At 58.3% G+C, this 16,682-nt stretch carries 10 protein-coding genes; 5 read left to right on the top strand and 5 right to left on the bottom strand.

Annotated elements, in window-relative coordinates; all coding sequences use genetic code 11:
- Positions 1-16 precede the first annotated feature (16 nt).
- Genes ACUNV4_RS07265 through ACUNV4_RS07250 form a run of 4 tightly spaced genes read right to left on the bottom strand, consistent with a single transcriptional unit; the run spans position 17 to position 7,346 of the window.
- Positions 17-1,825, bottom strand: a complete 1,809-nt coding sequence (locus ACUNV4_RS07265) for a sensor histidine kinase (protein ID WP_430877841.1) — start codon at positions 1,823-1,825, stop codon at positions 17-19.
- 54 nt (positions 1,826-1,879) lie between these two features.
- Positions 1,880-2,635, bottom strand: coding sequence for a hypothetical protein (locus tag ACUNV4_RS07260; RefSeq protein WP_430877840.1), 756 nt, complete (start codon positions 2,633-2,635; stop codon positions 1,880-1,882).
- A 47-nt stretch (positions 2,636-2,682) separates the two neighbouring features.
- Positions 2,683-4,803 carry a glycogen debranching protein GlgX gene (glgX, locus tag ACUNV4_RS07255; protein WP_430877839.1) on the bottom strand — a complete coding sequence of 707 codons (2,121 nt, stop codon included), beginning with the start codon at positions 4,801-4,803 and terminating at the stop codon, positions 2,683-2,685.
- A 2-nt stretch (positions 4,804-4,805) separates the two neighbouring features.
- The gene (locus ACUNV4_RS07250) at positions 4,806-7,346 is read right to left on the bottom strand and encodes a glycogen/starch/alpha-glucan phosphorylase (protein WP_430877838.1); all 2,541 of its coding nucleotides are present in this window, start codon (positions 7,344-7,346) and stop codon (positions 4,806-4,808) included.
- 158 nt (positions 7,347-7,504) lie between these two features.
- On the opposite strand from ACUNV4_RS07250, the gene glgC reads away from it, so the two are divergent.
- The 5 genes from glgC to pncA all read left to right on the top strand — a co-directional run bounded on the left by glgC (position 7,505) and on the right by pncA (position 15,089).
- The gene (glgC, locus tag ACUNV4_RS07245) at positions 7,505-8,782 is read left to right on the top strand and encodes a glucose-1-phosphate adenylyltransferase (RefSeq protein WP_430877837.1); all 1,278 of its coding nucleotides are present in this window, start codon (positions 7,505-7,507) and stop codon (positions 8,780-8,782) included.
- Positions 8,783-8,821: 39 nt separating this feature from the next.
- On the top strand, positions 8,822-10,375 hold the full coding sequence (locus ACUNV4_RS07240; protein WP_430877836.1) for a glycogen synthase: 1,554 nt from the start codon (positions 8,822-8,824) through the stop codon (positions 10,373-10,375).
- Positions 10,372-12,642: a 1,4-alpha-glucan branching protein GlgB gene (gene glgB, locus ACUNV4_RS07235; protein WP_430877835.1), complete on the top strand. Its 2,271-nt coding sequence runs from the start codon at positions 10,372-10,374 to the stop codon at positions 12,640-12,642. Before ACUNV4_RS07240 ends, glgB begins: the two co-directional genes overlap by 4 nt.
- Before the next feature lie 175 nt (positions 12,643-12,817).
- On the top strand, positions 12,818-14,335 hold the full coding sequence (locus tag ACUNV4_RS07230) for an OmpA family protein (RefSeq protein WP_430877834.1): 1,518 nt from the start codon (positions 12,818-12,820) through the stop codon (positions 14,333-14,335).
- Positions 14,336-14,468: 133 nt separating this feature from the next.
- Positions 14,469-15,089, top strand: a complete 621-nt coding sequence (gene pncA, locus ACUNV4_RS07225; RefSeq protein WP_430877833.1) for a bifunctional nicotinamidase/pyrazinamidase — start codon at positions 14,469-14,471, stop codon at positions 15,087-15,089.
- Here pncA and ACUNV4_RS07220 read toward each other — a convergent pair.
- On the bottom strand, positions 15,084-16,601 hold the full coding sequence (locus tag ACUNV4_RS07220; protein ID WP_430877832.1) for a DUF3612 domain-containing protein: 1,518 nt from the start codon (positions 16,599-16,601) through the stop codon (positions 15,084-15,086). The two genes, pncA and ACUNV4_RS07220, sit on opposite strands and share 6 nt — an antisense overlap.
- Positions 16,602-16,682: the final 81 nt, after the last annotated feature.

Here is a 16,682-nt window from a genome sequence, read left to right as displayed (position 1 = left end):
CTCGCTTGAACCCTGTTCAGGCCGCCTTGTCGAGAGACACTTCGTTCGCCGGCAGGCAGATTGCAAACGTGCTTCCTGCCTCGCTGGAACTGACTATGCCGATCTGCCCTGCATGGCATTCGGCAATCTGCCGGCAGATGTGCAGCCCCAACCCGGTACCGACGATATCGTCATGCTGGTGCAATCGCTGGAACGGCTCGAACACCTTGTCATGGAAACGCTCCGCGATGCCGATGCCATTATCGGCAACGGTGATCTGCCATTGTGCATCTATCAGTCTGGCCTCGATCCTGATCGTCAAGCTGCGTGCCCTTGAGCGATACTGGATGGCATTGCTCATCAGTTTGTGCACCAGCAGCTCCAATTGCAATCGATCGCCCGCAAGCTGCGGCAAGCTGCCGATGTCGATGCTGGCCTGAGCTTCCTCGATCAAGGGTGCCAGCCGAGCCTGCACAAGCGCAAATACCTGGTTCAGATCAACGCACTCGAATTGCCGGTTTTCACGACCGATCCTTGCCAGGTCGTGCAGGTCGTCCGCCAGCTTGTGCAGCCGTGATGATGCCGCATGCAGTTGGTCCAGGTTTTCCCTGACCGGCGAAGTCATGCGCGTATTCAGTACATTCTCGAGCAGTGTCACTGACAGGTCGACGTTGCGTACCGACAACTGCAGGTCGTGTGAGGTCACATGAGCAAAGTGTCGCAGCTCGTCGTCGCTCCGTTGCAGGCGTTGCCTGGCAAACCGGAGATCTCCGCTCAGAATCCCGGTACGATGCAGAGCACGATTTCTCGACGCCACCAGTCTGCCGGTACAGAAGCCTGCCAGAGCAGTGATGGCCAGAGCACAGATGGCAATCAGCCAGAGTTGTGCCGAGCTCTTGAGCTGCGCCAGGGCATGCGGGCCAAGAGACACCGCCAGCTGCCACTCACGTCCGCCTCCTCCCTTGATACGCCTGAACAGTGTGCTTGCACCAGAGACGGTTTGGCCGTCCTGGTAGAATGGCTGGATTGACGCGGTGTCTTCCGCCCCCCTGGCATCCGTGATGTCGCGGATGGCGACGGCCGTGAACTGATCCAGGGCAAATGGTTCGAGCAACTTTTCATGGCGGAATATGCCCAACAACATGCCGCGATAATGCTGTCGGCGCTGCGCCAGATTCTCCGGCTCGACATCGCCGTAGGTGGGTAGCATCAGAAGAAAGCCCTTGGCAGTCGGCTCCTCCCGCGTCATGACGAGCGGTGGACTCATCGCGAATTCTCCCGAGTCTCGTGCCTGTTCCAGAGTCAGCAGACGCTCGGCACTGAAGGTGAGGTCGTAACCGAGCATCCAGCGTTTGCCCTCCATGGGATGCAGATAGGTCAATACATGATGCTCTGCCGCGTAGCGGTCAGCATCGGGTTTCAAGGTGAAATCAGGATAACCCTGGTCATCGATCGACCGGTCGCTGCGCACCGAGCGGATGAATTCGTGCAGGATATGGTGCGGTACGCGTGGCACCCAGCCAACAGCGAAAACTTCGGGGAAACTGTTCTCCAGATCGATCGATTCCAGGTACGCCTGGAAATCTCGCCTGCTGACATACTCCGCGCCTTCATGAAGAGAGCGAACACCTCTCAGCAGCAACTTCTGGTTCTCCAGTGCATCACCAATGCGCGAGGCCAGCACATCGCTGCGACGTGCGAATTCCTCCATCCGCTCTCTGTGGATATTGCGATACACGGTGTTCACGGCAAACGCCGTCAGAATCAATCCCACCAGACACACGGCAGCGGGCAAGGCCAGCTGGCCGTTGCCGTTAGTTCTCCATCTGAAGCCCGCATCGATCATGCGGGCATTACCGCAAGTAACGCACCAGGTGGACCCACCTGGAGAAAGTAACTGCTACGGCAGGCTTCGCATCTCTTCGCCGGTGGCCTGCACCACTGGCGGACTGCTCCACACAAGGGAGTACAGCAGCTTGTAGGCGGAATTCATCGCAAGATCATTTATGGTGACATCCGTGCTGATCGCTGCATCAGCCGGTGACAGCGCAAACTGTGCCGGATTGGTGGATGAGCTGATGGCCAGAACACACAACACACCGCCGACAGAGGACAGCATCAATGCACCCGGTACCGACAGCCGATAGCGCAGAAAGCGACGCACTTCCATACGCCCCCAGAAGGCGATCAGGATCAGCAGACACAGGAAGGCGGCAACCACCAGTGGCACGGCCTGTTCAGCCAGCAGTGTTTTCACGATACTGGCCGGCTGCTCGATGCTGCTCAGCAGTTGCACATCGGGCCGCAGCCCGCGGGTTTCCAGAAACCAGGGAGTAATCAGCTCTGTCAGCATCACCAGCAACAGCCCCCCCAGCATGAATCCGGTAATCAGGAACTTGGCCAGGGGGCGGGTCCGGGTCATCATTGCCAGCACGCCACCCAGAATCAGCGGCACGATACAGATGATCCCGACCAGTGCCAGATCAAACCTCAGCCCCTGTATGAACAGCGGCATGACCGTGGCATCCGTCACCTCGATTCTGGAGAACTGCCACAGCGCATAGGCTGCCCGGATCACGGTAAGCAGAAACACCAGTGTCAACGCGAACAGCAGAAATTGGCGAAACAGGTGCGACGCCGGCAACTTGGACTTCATGTTCTCCGCAAATGGCTGACTTTACCGCCCCGGATTATATCAGCCACTCAAGGGCAGAAGCGCAACACCACCACGCTCCGAGACTGGCAGACTTGATTGCCGCTGACTTCGATCGCTCCCTGTTCCGGCTGCGCCGTATCGATCTCGACAACCCACCGTGTACCTGCCAGCTGTTCGGCTTCGAGAGGAAAGTCCACTTCCTTGTCACTGCCGTTGAACAGCAACAGCAAGGTATCCGACGGTTCGATCGACTGCCCTGCCGGAATGGCGTCTCCCATCAATTGCAGTCCGACAAATCCGCCATTGAGACAATGCCAGTCCGCTTCGCTCATCGCGTTTGCCGTCTTGTTCAACCACACGACATCGGGAAGAGCGCAACTCGCAGAGCGATGTTCGCCATGCAGATACCAGGGTCGTCGCAGTACGGGCTGGTTTCTGCGCAAGGCAATCAGGCGCTGGGTAAACACCTGCAGCTGCTGCGCTTCCGGTGTATCCGTCCAGTCGATCCAGGTCGTGGCATTGTCCTGGCAATAGGCATTGTTGTTGCCACGCTGAGTGCGATTGCGCTCGTCTCCACCCAGCAACATGGGCGTCCCCTGAGAGAGGAACAAGGTGCTCAACAGATTGCGTTGTTGTCGCGCCCTGAGCTGATTGATGGCCGGATCATCGCTATCACCCTCAACACCATGGTTGTTCGAATGATTGCTGCTGTGACCATCGCGATTGCCCTCACCATTGGCCTCATTGTGCTTGTGCAGATAACTCACCGTGTCGCGCAGGGTGAAGCCGTCATGTGCGGTAATGAAGTTCACCGTGGCTGACGGAGTGCGACCCTGCCACTCGAACAGCGAACTGCTGCCCAGGAGACGATCGGAAAAATCCGGCAGAACGTCCGCTCCGGAATTCCAGAATCGCCGGGCTGTATCACGGAACTGATCATTCCACTCCGACCATCGTGGTGGAAACTGCCCCAGCTGATAGCCGCCCGGGCCGATATCCCAGGGTTCCGCTATCAGCCTCACATCGGCCAACTGTGGATCCTGTGCCACGGCATCGAAGAAGCCTGAGCCTCGTTCGAATCCATGCAGCTCGCGTCCGAGAATGGAGGCGAGATCGAAGCGAAATCCATCGACCTCCATGTCGTTGGCCCAGAACCTCAAGCTGTCCATGACCAGCTGCAGCACCCGGGGATTCTCGAGCGCAAAGGTGTTGCCCGTGCCACTGTCATTGACGTAATAACGCGGATTGCGCTCCAGGCGATAGTAGGACAGATTGTCTATCCCTCTGTAACACAAGGTTGGCCCCTGCTCGTTACCCTCTGCCGTGTGGTTGTAGACCACATCCAGAAACACTTCCATGCCAGCCTTGTGCACCGCCTTGACCATGTCCCTGAACTCGGCCACCGCATCATCGGTAAAGGCATAGCGTGAATCCGGAGAGAGAAAACCCAGACTCTGATATCCCCAGTAATTCACCAGTTCCTTCTTCACCAGAAACTCGTCGTCGGGAAAGGCATGCACCGGCAGCAGCTCCAGCGCGGTCACGCCCAGCTTTTTCAGATGCGACAGAACCGCCTTGCTTCCCAGCGCCTTGTAGGTACCACGACGTGCCGCGGGTATCTGCTTCTGCAGTGCGCTGATTCCCTTGACGTGTGCTTCATAGATGACCGAATCACACAGTGACGGTCGTTGCCGGCGTTCACCACTCTGGTTCAGGTGCGGTGCGTGTTTGCGATGGTTGCGTGCATGGGCAGGCACAACCACGCTCTTGGGTACGAAGGGAGAACTGTCTCGCTGGTCGAAGGACAGATCCAGATCTGCATGCCCTCGAATATAGCCGAAATTCGCATCGTTCCAGATCAGTTTCCCGTGCAACCGGCGGGCGTAGGGGTCCAGCAGAAGCTTGTGCGGGTTGAAACGGTGACCATTGGTCGGCTCATAGGGTCCATGCACCCGGTAACCATACAAGGCTCCCGGTCGGATGCCCGGCAGGTAACCGTGCCAGACGTTGTCCGTGCACGCAGGCAACTCCAGTCGCTGTACTTCCTGCTCCCCCGTACTGTCGAACAAGCAGAGTTCGACACGGCTCGCATGTCTCGAGAACAGCGCGAAATTCACGCCCTTGCCATCGCTGGTAGCTCCCAGCGGCCAATTGCACCCGTCAAGCATTGTCAGATTGTCTCCCGGTCTGGCAATTCGATGGGCTGCAGACGCCAGATATCCCGGTTGTAGTCCTGCATGGTGCGATCCGTCGAGAACCGGGCACTACAGGCAGTATTCATGATGCTCTTGCGTGTCCAGCCAGCGGTATCCTGCCAGGCGGCTTCGACCTGCTGCTGACTGTCCAGATAATCCGGCAAGTCGGCAACTGTCAGCCAGGCATCATGAGGGCTGCGCGCAGCGTCGATGACACCGCGTACCAGTTCCGCCTCACCGGCATCGAACAAACCGCTGTCAAATGCCTCGAAAATACGTGTCAGCCGTGCATCCCCGGCAATGATCCTGGATGGTGCATACCCCTGCCTGACACCATCCACCTGGTCTACCGACAATCCGAACTGGAAGAAATTCTCACTGCCGACAGCCTCCAGTATCTCGACATTGGCACCATCCAGGGTACCGATGGTCACCGCACCGTTCATCATGAACTTCATGTTGCCCGTACCGGAAGCCTCCTTGCCCGCGGTGGACACCTGCTCGGACAGATCGGCTGCGGGACAGATCACCTCCATGGCGGATACATTGTAGTCCGGCAGAAAAACCAGCTTGAGCCTGTCGGTAGTGCGCTTGTCGCCATTGATGACACTGGCAACATTGTTGATCAGCTTGATGATCGATTTCGCCATGTAATAACCGGGCGCAGCCTTGCCGGCAATCAGGACAAGCCGGGGAACATGATCCTGACCGTCCAGCAGATCCAGATAGACATGAACCGCATGCAGGGTACAGAGCAGCTGCCGTTTGTACTCATGCATGCGTTTTACCTGAACATCGAACAGCATGTCGGCGCTGACCTCAATGCCCGTGCGCTCGGCAACCAGCCTGGCCAATGCCAGCTTGTTGCGGTTTCTGACCTCGCGCCATCGTGCCTGTAAGGCCTGTTCATCCGCCAGCGGTACCAGTTGTTCGAGTAGCTCCATCCTGCCTGTCCAGGACTCCCCCAGAGTGCTGTCCAGCAGGCTCTTCATGCCAGGGTTGCAGTAAGCAAGCCAGCGTCGCTGAGTCACGCCATTGGTCTTGTTGTTGAACCGGGTCGGCCACAGGCGATTGAAATTGGCAAACAGGCCTTCCTTGAGCAACTTCGAATGCAGGGCTGCGACCCCATTGATGGAAAAACTGCCAACGATCGCCAGGTGTGCCATGCGCACCACCGGCTGTGCGTCGAACGAGACGATGGACATCTCGGCATGTTGTTGCAGCTGACCGGGCATGGCTTGTTCCACTTCTTCCAGAAAGCGCCGATTGATTTCCTGGATGATTTCGGTCGGCCGTGGCAGCAGAGCGCCAATCATGTCCAGCGACCAGCATTCGAGCGCTTCGGGCAACAGGGTGTGATTGGTGTAGGCCATGACCCGGGTCGTGATGGACCAGGCTTCGTCCCAGGACAGTCTGTGATCATCGACCAGCAGACGCATCAATTCGGCAACGGCAAGACTGGGATGTGTATCGTTGAGCTGGAAGCAGTGGGCGTCGGCAAACCCCTGAAAACCGTCGTTGTGCAACAACCAGATTCGCAGGGCGTCCTGCAGACTGGCCGATACCAGAAAGTATTGCTGGCGCAAGCGCAGCACCTTGCCGTTTTCACTGGCATCATTCGGGTAGAGCACCATCGTGATGTTTTCTGCCGCATTCTTGGCAGCCACCGCTTCGGTATAGCCCCCGGCATTGAATTCATGAAGGTTGAACTCATCGGTAGCGGACGAGTTCCACAGTCGCAAGGTATTGACGATGCCGTTGTCATGGCCCGGCACAGGTACATCGAACGGTACGGCGCGAACGTCATCGGTATCGACCCAGCGATGAATGATGTTGCCATTGAGCTCGGTGATCAGGTCGACGCGCCCGCCGAAACGCACCCGACAGCTCAGCTCCGGTCTTTCCAGTTCCCACACATGCCCCTCACTGAGCCAGCTGTCGGGGCGCTCTATCTGGAACCCCTTGTCGATGGACTGCCGGAACATGCCATAGCGATAACGCAAGCCGTAGCCGGTGACCGGCAGAGCCAGGGAGGCACAACTGTCCAGAAAGCAGGCGGCCAGACGCCCCAGCCCGCCGTTGCCCAGACCGGCATCGGCTTCCAGTTGTTCGGTCTGCTCCAGCGTGAGGCCGAGTTCCTCCAGTGCCTTCCCGAGTTCATCCTGCAGATCCAGATTGTGCACGGCGTTGCGCAGTGCCCGCCCCATCAGATACTCCATGGACAGATAGCAGGTATGCCGTTGAACGCCGGACTCCACTGCCTGGCGAGTTGCCAGCCAGCGCTCCATCATTCGATCACGCACGCTCAGCGCTACCGCCTTGTAGAGAAAGTGCGCAGCGGCGTGATCGATGTCTCGACCCAGCGTCCGACCGAAATGATCGATCACTGACTGCCTCAGGGCATCCTTGTCGTTCTCCAACGCAATCCGATCGTCTGTCCAGATATCGTCGACGGTTACCATTGCCTGAGCAGTACCCGGCAGTTCGGCGGCTGTACTCCTGTTTGTGGAATTCATGATTTTGTCAAGGCGGTTGGTTGAACACACTGTAAATGATTGGCTGCTGAAATGATCGGGTAAAGTCAGACAGATCCCGTATGCATTCTTTTCACAACAGCTTTGCCAAGAGGATGTCGAATTGGTTAAGCTGGGCCCAACGTAACCAGGGTGACGGAATGAGCATCATAGAGGAAAGACAGATATCACGGCTGACAAGAGACACGTTGGCTCTGATTCTTGCTGGTGGCCAGGGAAGCAGGTTGCATGAACTGACTCAATGGCGGGCAAAACCCGCAGTGCCGTTTGGCGGCAAGTTCAGAATCATCGACTTTGCCTTGTCGAACTGCATCAATTCGGGTATACGGCGCGTGGGGGTGGCAACGCAGTACAAGTCGCATTCACTGGTACGCCATATCAGTCGCGGCTGGTCCGGCTTCAAGGCCGAGTTCGGAGAGTTCGTCGAGATCCTGCCCGCCTCGATGCGGGTGGACGAAGGCTGGTACAAGGGCACTGCCGACGCGGTCTACCAGAATCTGGATATCATCCGCACACACCAGCCCAGATTCGTGATGGTGCTCGGTGGAGATCACATCTACAAGATGGACTATGGACCACTGATCTCTGCCCACAACAATCGTGAGGCAGACATGACCTTGTGCTGCGTGGAGGTGTCGGTTGAAGAAGCTGCCGGTGCGTTTGGCGTGGTGAAGGTGGACACCGAGGGGCGTGTTCTCGAATTCCAGGAAAAGCCGGCTGAACCCGCCGAAATTCCGGGCAAACCGGGACGCGTTCTCGCCTCCATGGGCAACTATGTGTTCAATACCGAGTTCCTCTATCAGGAACTGATACAGGATGCCGACGCGGAAGGCAGCTCGCATGATTTCGGCAAGGACATCCTGCCCCGTATCGTCGACTCTCATAACGTATTTGCCTTCAGACTCGGCGATGACCAGCCCAACAGTACGGCCCAGCCCTACTGGCGGGACGTTGGCACTCTGGATGCCTTCTGGGAAGCCAACATGGAATTGGTGGACTTCGAACCCGAGCTTGATCTCTACGACACCAACTGGCCGATCTACACCTACCAGATGCAGTTGCCATCGGCCAAGTTCGTGCACGATACCGCCGACCGTCGAGGCATGGCCATCAATTGCATCGTCTCGGGCGGCTGCATCGTGTCCGGCGGCAAGGCCAGCCGCTCGCTGTTGTTCAGCAATGTGCGGCTACGTTCCTACAGCAACGTCGAAGACTCGGTCATCATGCCCGATGTCGAGATAGGACGAAATTGCACGGTCAAGCGCGCCATCATCGACACTGGCACAATACTGCCCGAAGGCACCGAAGTCGGCGTGGATGCCGAGGCAGATCGGGCCAAGGGGTTTCGAGTGACGGACAGTGGCATCACCCTGGTCACGCCAGACAATTTCGGACAGAAACTGCATTTTGTTCGCTGATCGGACTCATCACCAGGACACTCGAGGTATGACTTTCTCATGACCCATATCTGCATGCTGGCGGCAGAAAACGACGTGATCCCCGGTGGCAAGGTGGGTGGTATCGGCGATGTCGTACGCGATATCCCGAAGGCACTGGCCAGACAGGGGGCCAGTGTGACGGTTCTTGTCCCGGCCTACGGTGCCTTTCACCAACTGCCGGGCGCGACGCTGCTGGGTGTGTGCACCGCCGTGTTTCGCGGACGCACCGAACGCATCGAGATCCATGAACTGTTTGCAGGACGAGACAAGGGGGTGCGCTACCTGGTGGCGCACCACCCCCTGTTCGCCGCGGGAGGCAAGGGTCGCGTCTATTGCAACGACGATGCCAACCAGCCCTTTGCCACCGATGCCAACAAGTTCGCACTGTTCTGTGTGGCCAGCCTGCAGGCACTGAAGGAAGGGTTGATTGCGTCAGTGGATGTGCTGCACCTGCATGACTGGCATACCGGTCTGGCGGCGGCGCTACTCAAGTATGACCCCGACTACCAGTCACTCAAACCACTCAAGGTCGTCTTCAGCATCCACAACCTGGCCCTTCAGGGTATACGACCGTTCGCCGAACACGAATCATCATTGCAAGGCTGGTTCCCGCACCTGCGGTACAACCCGGTCGATCTGGCAGATCCGCGCTGGCCTCAATGTGTCAATCCGATAGCCACCGCCATTCGCATAGCCGATGTCGTGCATACAGTCTCCCCTACCTACGCCAGGGAGATCGTGGAGGCCAACGACCATGCGAGAGGTTTTCATGGTGGCGAAGGGCTGGAGCGTGATCTGCAGCAGGCCGCCAGCCTGGGAAAACTGACCGGCATCATCAACGGTATCGACTACGACATCCCGGCTGCGCCACGTCTTGACTGGACCGGTTTCATGCGCAGCGCGGCAGATGAAATGCTCAGACTCATGGCGCGTCGTCCGGATCTGAGGTCGCTCGATTACGTGGCGCATCAGCGGCTGCTTCGCTGGCAACAGCAGACCAGGCCAACACACATCATCACCGGCGTGGGACGCCTGACCGATCAGAAGATGGCCTTGTTGCTGCAGCCTCTGCCCGATGGCCGGATACCACTGGATATCATGCTCGACTCCCTCGAGGGCCGCGGCATGCTGCTGCTGCTGGGTTCCGGTGATGCGGGACTGGAGCAGCATTGCCGAACCATCGCGGCACGACACTCGCACTTCCTGTTTCTCAACCAGTACTCCGAAACGCTGTCCAATCTGCTTTTCAGCAATGGTGATCTTTTCCTGATGCCCAGCTCCTTCGAACCTTGCGGAATCAGTCAGATGCTGGCCATGAGGCAAGGACAACCGGTACTCGCCCATGCGGTGGGCGGACTGTGCGACACCATCAGCGACGATGTGGACGGTTTCCTGTTTTCAGGGGATTCCATGCCGGCTCAGGCTACTCAGATGCTGGAACGTCTGAACAAGGTACTGGCGCTGAGAGAGAAAAAGCCTGACGATTACCGTGATATAGCCACGCGCGCCCGGGCGCAACGCTTCGAATGGCACGACAGTGCCTCCCGCTACCTCTCGGAACTGTACTCATGAATTGCATTCTAGGTCACGCCGAAGTCAATGCCATCGTCGAAGGCCGCCACCCGGAACCCTTTTCGGTACTCGGTCAGCACCCGATTGGCGAAGAGGCTGTCGAGAGTCTGGGGGGGCGGGCTGTCATCCGTACCTTTCAGCCACATGCCGATACCGTATCGGTCATCGACGATGAAGGTCAACGCATCCCCATGGAACGGGTCCATCCTCACGGACTGTTCGAGGTCGTCTGTGCAGACACCATCGGTCCCTATCGTCTGGAACTGTCTCGCGAAGAGAACGACTGGGAGATCATCGACGCCTACTCCATGACATCCCCCATGGGCGAGATGGATCGCTACCTGCTCAATGAAGGTACTCACCAGGAGCTCTACCAGGTGCTGGGTTCCAACCCCATGCAGTTTCAGGGGGTGGCCGGCGTCGAGTTTGCCGTCTGGGCACCCAACGCTCGCCGGGTCAGCGTGGTGGGAGACTTCAACGACTGGGACGGGCGACGCCACGTCATGCGATCGCACCCCGGCAGCGGAGTCTGGGACATCTTCATTCCTGCCGTTGGCAATGGTGCACTCTACAAGTTCGAGATCGTGGCCGCCGATGGTCGTCTGCTGCCGCTGAAACACGATCCCTACGCACCGTATTTCGAACAACCACCAGGCAATGCCTCGATCGTCTTCGAAAGCCGTTTCATCTGGAGTGACGATGACTACCAGGAAAACCGGAAGTCGCTGGACATGCGCCACCGCCCCATGTCCATCTATGAGGTTCATGCAGGATCCTGGCGCCTGAATCTGCATGGTGACTCCCTGACCTACGTCGAGATGGCCAAGACACTCCTGCCTTATGTCATCGAGAACGGGTTTACCCACATCGAACTCATGCCCATCACGGAGCATCCCTTCGACGGGTCCTGGGGCTATCAGCCCATCGGCCTGTTCGCTCCCACCTCGCGCTTCGGCAGCCCGGATGATTTCCGGCACTTCGTCGACGCCTGCCACGCCGAGGGAATCGGCGTCATCATGGACTGGGTTCCTGCACATTTCCCGACGGATGCCCATGGTCTGGGCGAATTCGACGGCACTCATCTGTACGAGCATGCCGACCCCAGACAGGGCATGCATCAGGACTGGCAGACCCTGATCTACAACTTCGGCCGGGCCGAGGTCTCCAACTACCTGTTGAGCAATGCGCTTTACTGGATACGTGAATTCCACCTTGACGGCCTGCGTGTCGATGCCGTGGCCTCGATGCTGTACCTGGACTATTCCCGCGAACAGGGTCAATGGATTCCCAATCGTTATGGTGGTCGTGAGAACCTGGAAGCCATCGAGTTCCTGAAGCGCATGAACATACTGGTTCATGCCGAAGGCGGCATTACCCTGGCGGAGGAATCCACCAGTTTTCCGGGCGTCAGCCACCCGACATACAACAACGGTCTCGGCTTCACGTTCAAGTGGAACATGGGCTGGATGCACGACATGCTCGATTACATGAGCAAGGATTCCGCCTACCGCAAGTATCATCACAACAGCCTGACCTTCGGCATGATCTACGCCTTCAGCGAAAATTTCTGCCTGCCCTTCTCGCATGATGAAGTGGTCTACGGCAAGGGCTCGATGATCAACAAGATGCCCGGTGATGACTGGCAGAAGTTTGCCAATCTGCGGGCACTGTACGGCATGATGTGGAGTTATCCGGGCAAGAAGCTCAATTTCATGGGCGGTGAAATAGCCCAGTATGGCGAGTGGCAACACAGCGGCAGCATCCAGTGGCATCTGCTGGATCAGGCCAAGCACCAGGGAATCCTGAAACTGGTCCGCGACCTCAACCATCTGTACAGCCAGCACCCGGCGTTGTACGAGACCGACTGTGACTCGGAGGGCTTCGAATGGATAGACTGCGATGATCATGAACAGAGCGTGATTTCGTTCTATCGCTACTCTGCCGATCGCAAGCGCAGTTGCATCACGATCTGCAACTTCACTCCGGTCATACGCACGCAGTATGTCATCGGAGTCAACGAGGCCGGCCATTATCGGGAACTGGTCAATACGGATGCGGAGATCTACGGCGGCAGCGGCCAGAGCAACCAGAGCGCAACGGAGACGGTGGTCAGCCCTGGTGATGCCGAGGATGAATCTGCAGACGAACAGCAGCCGGGGCAGGCCATCCAGGCGTATGAAGAACCGGCGCACAATCGACCTGCCAGCCTGAAGCTCACCTTGCCTCCCCTGGCTGTGCTGATACTCGAACATACCGGTCCGGGCTAGCACGACTGGCTAGCCCTGCGATACACTGCGCGGCTATGGAGACGAACCTGTACAGGCGGGCCATGCCCGGCTGTCGGTGGATCAGCGCGACTTCCAACCTCGACGGTTGCGAAGTCGTGTTGCGTTCAGCGATCCCGGGGCGTGTCCGCACCATCGGATACCGGTACTGCCAAACATGAAGAAATTGCTCGTTCTTGCCCTGCTGGGCCTGATTCTCGGCGCTGGGGCATGGAAAGTTCAGAATCCGGACGGAACGTTCGACGATGCCCGCAGCCAGGCCGTCGCGCTGGGAGAACGCCTGAATTCCGGCGTGCAGGCCGTTCTCCAGCCCGGGCAGACAGATACTCAAGCGCAGCAGCAGACACTGGAAGAGAGACTGGCGTTGCTGGAAGAATCGATTGTCGCTGACAGCAGTGACAATCTGCCAACCGCCGTGAACGAACTGACCGAAGTGGCACAGGATGCCGAAGCGGGCAACGCTGCCAATGTGGTCAGACTCGATGCCATCGACAGCCGCCTGGCGCTGCTGGTTCGCCGAATTGACGAGCAGGCTGTCGAGCAAGGTCTGCAACAGATTCGGGATACTGTCGACACGCTGACGGAGGATGTTGCCTCCCTGCGTCAATCGTCGGACGATCGTGAAGCCTCCGTCAGCAGCGAGCTGGCGACAGTCAAGGAGCAGATCACGGCGCTGGACCTGCGACTGGACACACTGGCAGCGACCCCGATTGCCGCGACATCAGAGGGCGATGTCGACGCCACCGGCAGCCCCGGACTGGCTGCCACCCTCGATGAAAGATTCCGGGCACTCGAGTCACGTCTGAGTACAGCCAATTCGGATTCACGCCGGATTGCCACGCTCAGCGAACAACTGGCAGCGGCTCGCGAGGAGATCAGTCAACTGCAGCAATCGACAGCGTCCAACAGACGCAATGTCAATCGCCTCGATGGGTCGGTGACACAGCTGCGTACCGCCGGCGAGTCCCTGTCCATCGATGCCGTGCAGGCCGAGATCAGCGATCAGCTGGCATTGGTACAGTCTCAGGTTGACAGTAGCGGCGCCATCGGTAATACCGCGGCCTTGCAAGGCCTGCTGGACAACATCCGCAAACGCATCGAGGAACTGGGTACACGTGTTCAGGAGCTGCCCGCATCATCACCCGAAGCCGGCAACGCCCAGGACATGCAGAGCACTCTGGAATCCCGGATGGTCTCGCTCGACGAGCGTCTGCAGGAGATCGGCGGTGCAAATCCCGATCTTGCCGATACCCTGTCAAGCGTGCAACAGAAGGTCGATCAACTCGCCTCCAGCGACTTCGTCACACGCGACGACTTGCGTGAGCAGACCGAACCACAGGCCGTTCAGTACAAGATCTATTTCGATCGCAACAGTGTGCAGATCACTGACGCTGCCGCCACCGTACTGGATTCCTTCATCACGCAGGAAAAGAACCGCACCACCGGCGTCTCCATATTCGGATTCACCGACAGACTGGGCTCGGCCACGTACAACCAGCAACTGGCTCTGCAACGTGCCACCAATGTGCGCTCCTACCTGATCCAGAATGGCTTCGATTACACCAAGATCAAGGCACTCAACGGATTGGGAGAAGACGCCGCAGCCGCAGTGCTGCCTGACAATGCCGACGACGCCCAGCAACGAGTCGTGGTGCTGTACGCCACTCAGCCGTAGCCAGCCGCGGCAGTATCGTCATGCCGGTTCCGTCGATGCGTGAACCGGACAGACCCGGCAGCTCGCCGATGGCTGTGGACTTTTCGGCCATCTGCCTGCCACTCACGCGCAACGAACGTCTCCGGAGAACCCCATGACGAGCATGAGCATTCAGGATAACGATTGCCTGCTGATCATCGATGTACAGAACGACTTCTGCAGCGCAGGCTCTCTGGCAGTTCCCGACGCCGAGGCCATTCTGCCGCTGATCAATGAACTGGCTCCGCAGTTTTCCACCGTGGTCCTGACCCAGGACTGGCACCCGGCCGGACATTCAAGCTTCGCCAGCAGCCACCCTGACAAGCAAGCCTTCGAGACGATCACCCTGCCCTACGGGGAGCAGACGCTTTGGCCGGATCACTGCATCCAGGGTAGTCGGGGGGCAGACTTTCATCCGGACCTGCAATGCAACAGTGCACAGCTGATCATTCGCAAGGGTTTTCGATCGGCAATCGACTCCTACTCGGCCTTCTACGAAAATGATCACACGACCACCACCGGGCTGACCGGATACCTGCGACAACGCGGTATCCAGCGGCTCTTCTGCGTTGGCCTGGCACTTGACTATTGCGTCCGCTATTCGGCACTGGATGCCCGACGCGAAGGGTTTGATGCCGTCGTGCTGGAACAGGCCTGCAGAGGTATCGATATCGAGGGTTCGAATGAGGCCGCGCGCGCAGCCATGCGCGACGCCGGCGTCATCATCGCCTCATGAACCTGCGTGGCAACTCGGCGTTCTGGGACAGGCGCCGATACGGGGACAGATCATGCGTGCCTGTTTCTCGATGCCCCGGTTGAGCCATTCGATATTCAGCAATTTGGCCGTCTGCTGCAGCTCCTTGCGGATCGCGGCCGGAATGGCCACCGACCCGCCATTTTCGTTGCAGGCCGCCCGGAGACTCGCAGCCAGGGATGCAGCATCGGCACCCTGAGCCTCCAGTGCCGGGTTCACATCGATGCCCGCACACAACACATGCTTGTTGCCGGACAGATCGCTGACATTGACCGACTCGCAGCAGAAGATACGCGGTTCCGATCCCACATCCATGACCGAGATCTGCGCTGAGGCCTCGTCGGTATCGGCATTGATCATGCGGAACACGGCCCAGTGCTGGCAGGGGTCCTGCACCATCCGCATGTTTCCCCAGGGCAACGGAATCCCGTTGCCACGATAGACAGCCAGCAGCTGGCCGGGGGGATAGGCATCGAAATAGTGCCAATGCGGGTATGAGGACACGACCGTCATGCGCCGCATGACCACCGCTGTCGTGACGTCCAGCATGTCCCCGACATTGATGTCGTGCGCCCGCTGTTCCAGCAGTCGGCGAAACGGCACCTTGGGACACAGCAAGGCACCCGCAAAGAAACTGCACTCGAAATCGCGCCAGGCATGCACGATGTCCTGTGTATTGACCGCACTGGATGTGTCGACATCGAGACCGGTAGCGAAACGCGTATCGATGGCACCCGGCCCGGTGGTGGCAACGCTCTTGACACCATCACCATCATGCAAGACCTTGTGCCCGATATACAGCGCCAGATCGTATTTGAGACGCGCCGGCTGCGATTGCATCAGCTTGTTGACGTGAATGGTGGAGGGTGCTTCGAAGAAGGAACGCACGACGGTCTTGTCCCTGAGCACCTTGGCACCGATGGCTGTCTCCGGCACCTTGGTGAACCACTTGATGCGCATGCCCATGTCCTTGCAGATATCGGTCAATGCGTCCAGGCTCAATGGCATCTGCTTCTTGCCGACCGCTTCTGCCGCACGTTCCAGCTCGGGGAAGTGATTCTGGTTGTTCTCCTGATGCGCCCGGATCAGCAGATGAGCGAACTGTCTGCCGGATACGCCAGTCTGCGACAGCATTTCCGGGATGGCGTTCTGCAGGATCTCCCTGGAAAAAAGAAATCCCGGCTCCAGTGCCATGCCCCGCATGCCGCCACGACTGCCCTTGTCAGGAACGATCGCCGCCTCGTCGGGAACATCATCGAGAAACCAGCGGATATCCTTCTGGAAGACTTCCGCAATCACGGACAGCATGCGCGCGCTGGGGTGACGCTTGCCACGCTCGATCATCGACAGATAGGAAACCGAGGGCGCCGATTCTGCATCGACCTTGACACAGCGAGCGGACAAATCATCCATCGTCAGATTGTTGCGCTTGCGCAGATTGCGAATCTTGGTGCCGAGAAAATGGGCATTCCGGATCGCAGAGGCGCTGGACATGGACTCACCTGTTTTGTGAAATTGACAATGTGAAATTTCTTTAGTGAAATTCTAGTTCATTTTTCGAGTCACTGCCGTTAA

Source organism: Granulosicoccus sp. 3-233 (assembly GCF_052681095.1).
The sequence above is the reverse complement of the archived record's forward strand: the minus strand, read 5'-3'. Positions and strand labels throughout refer to the sequence as shown.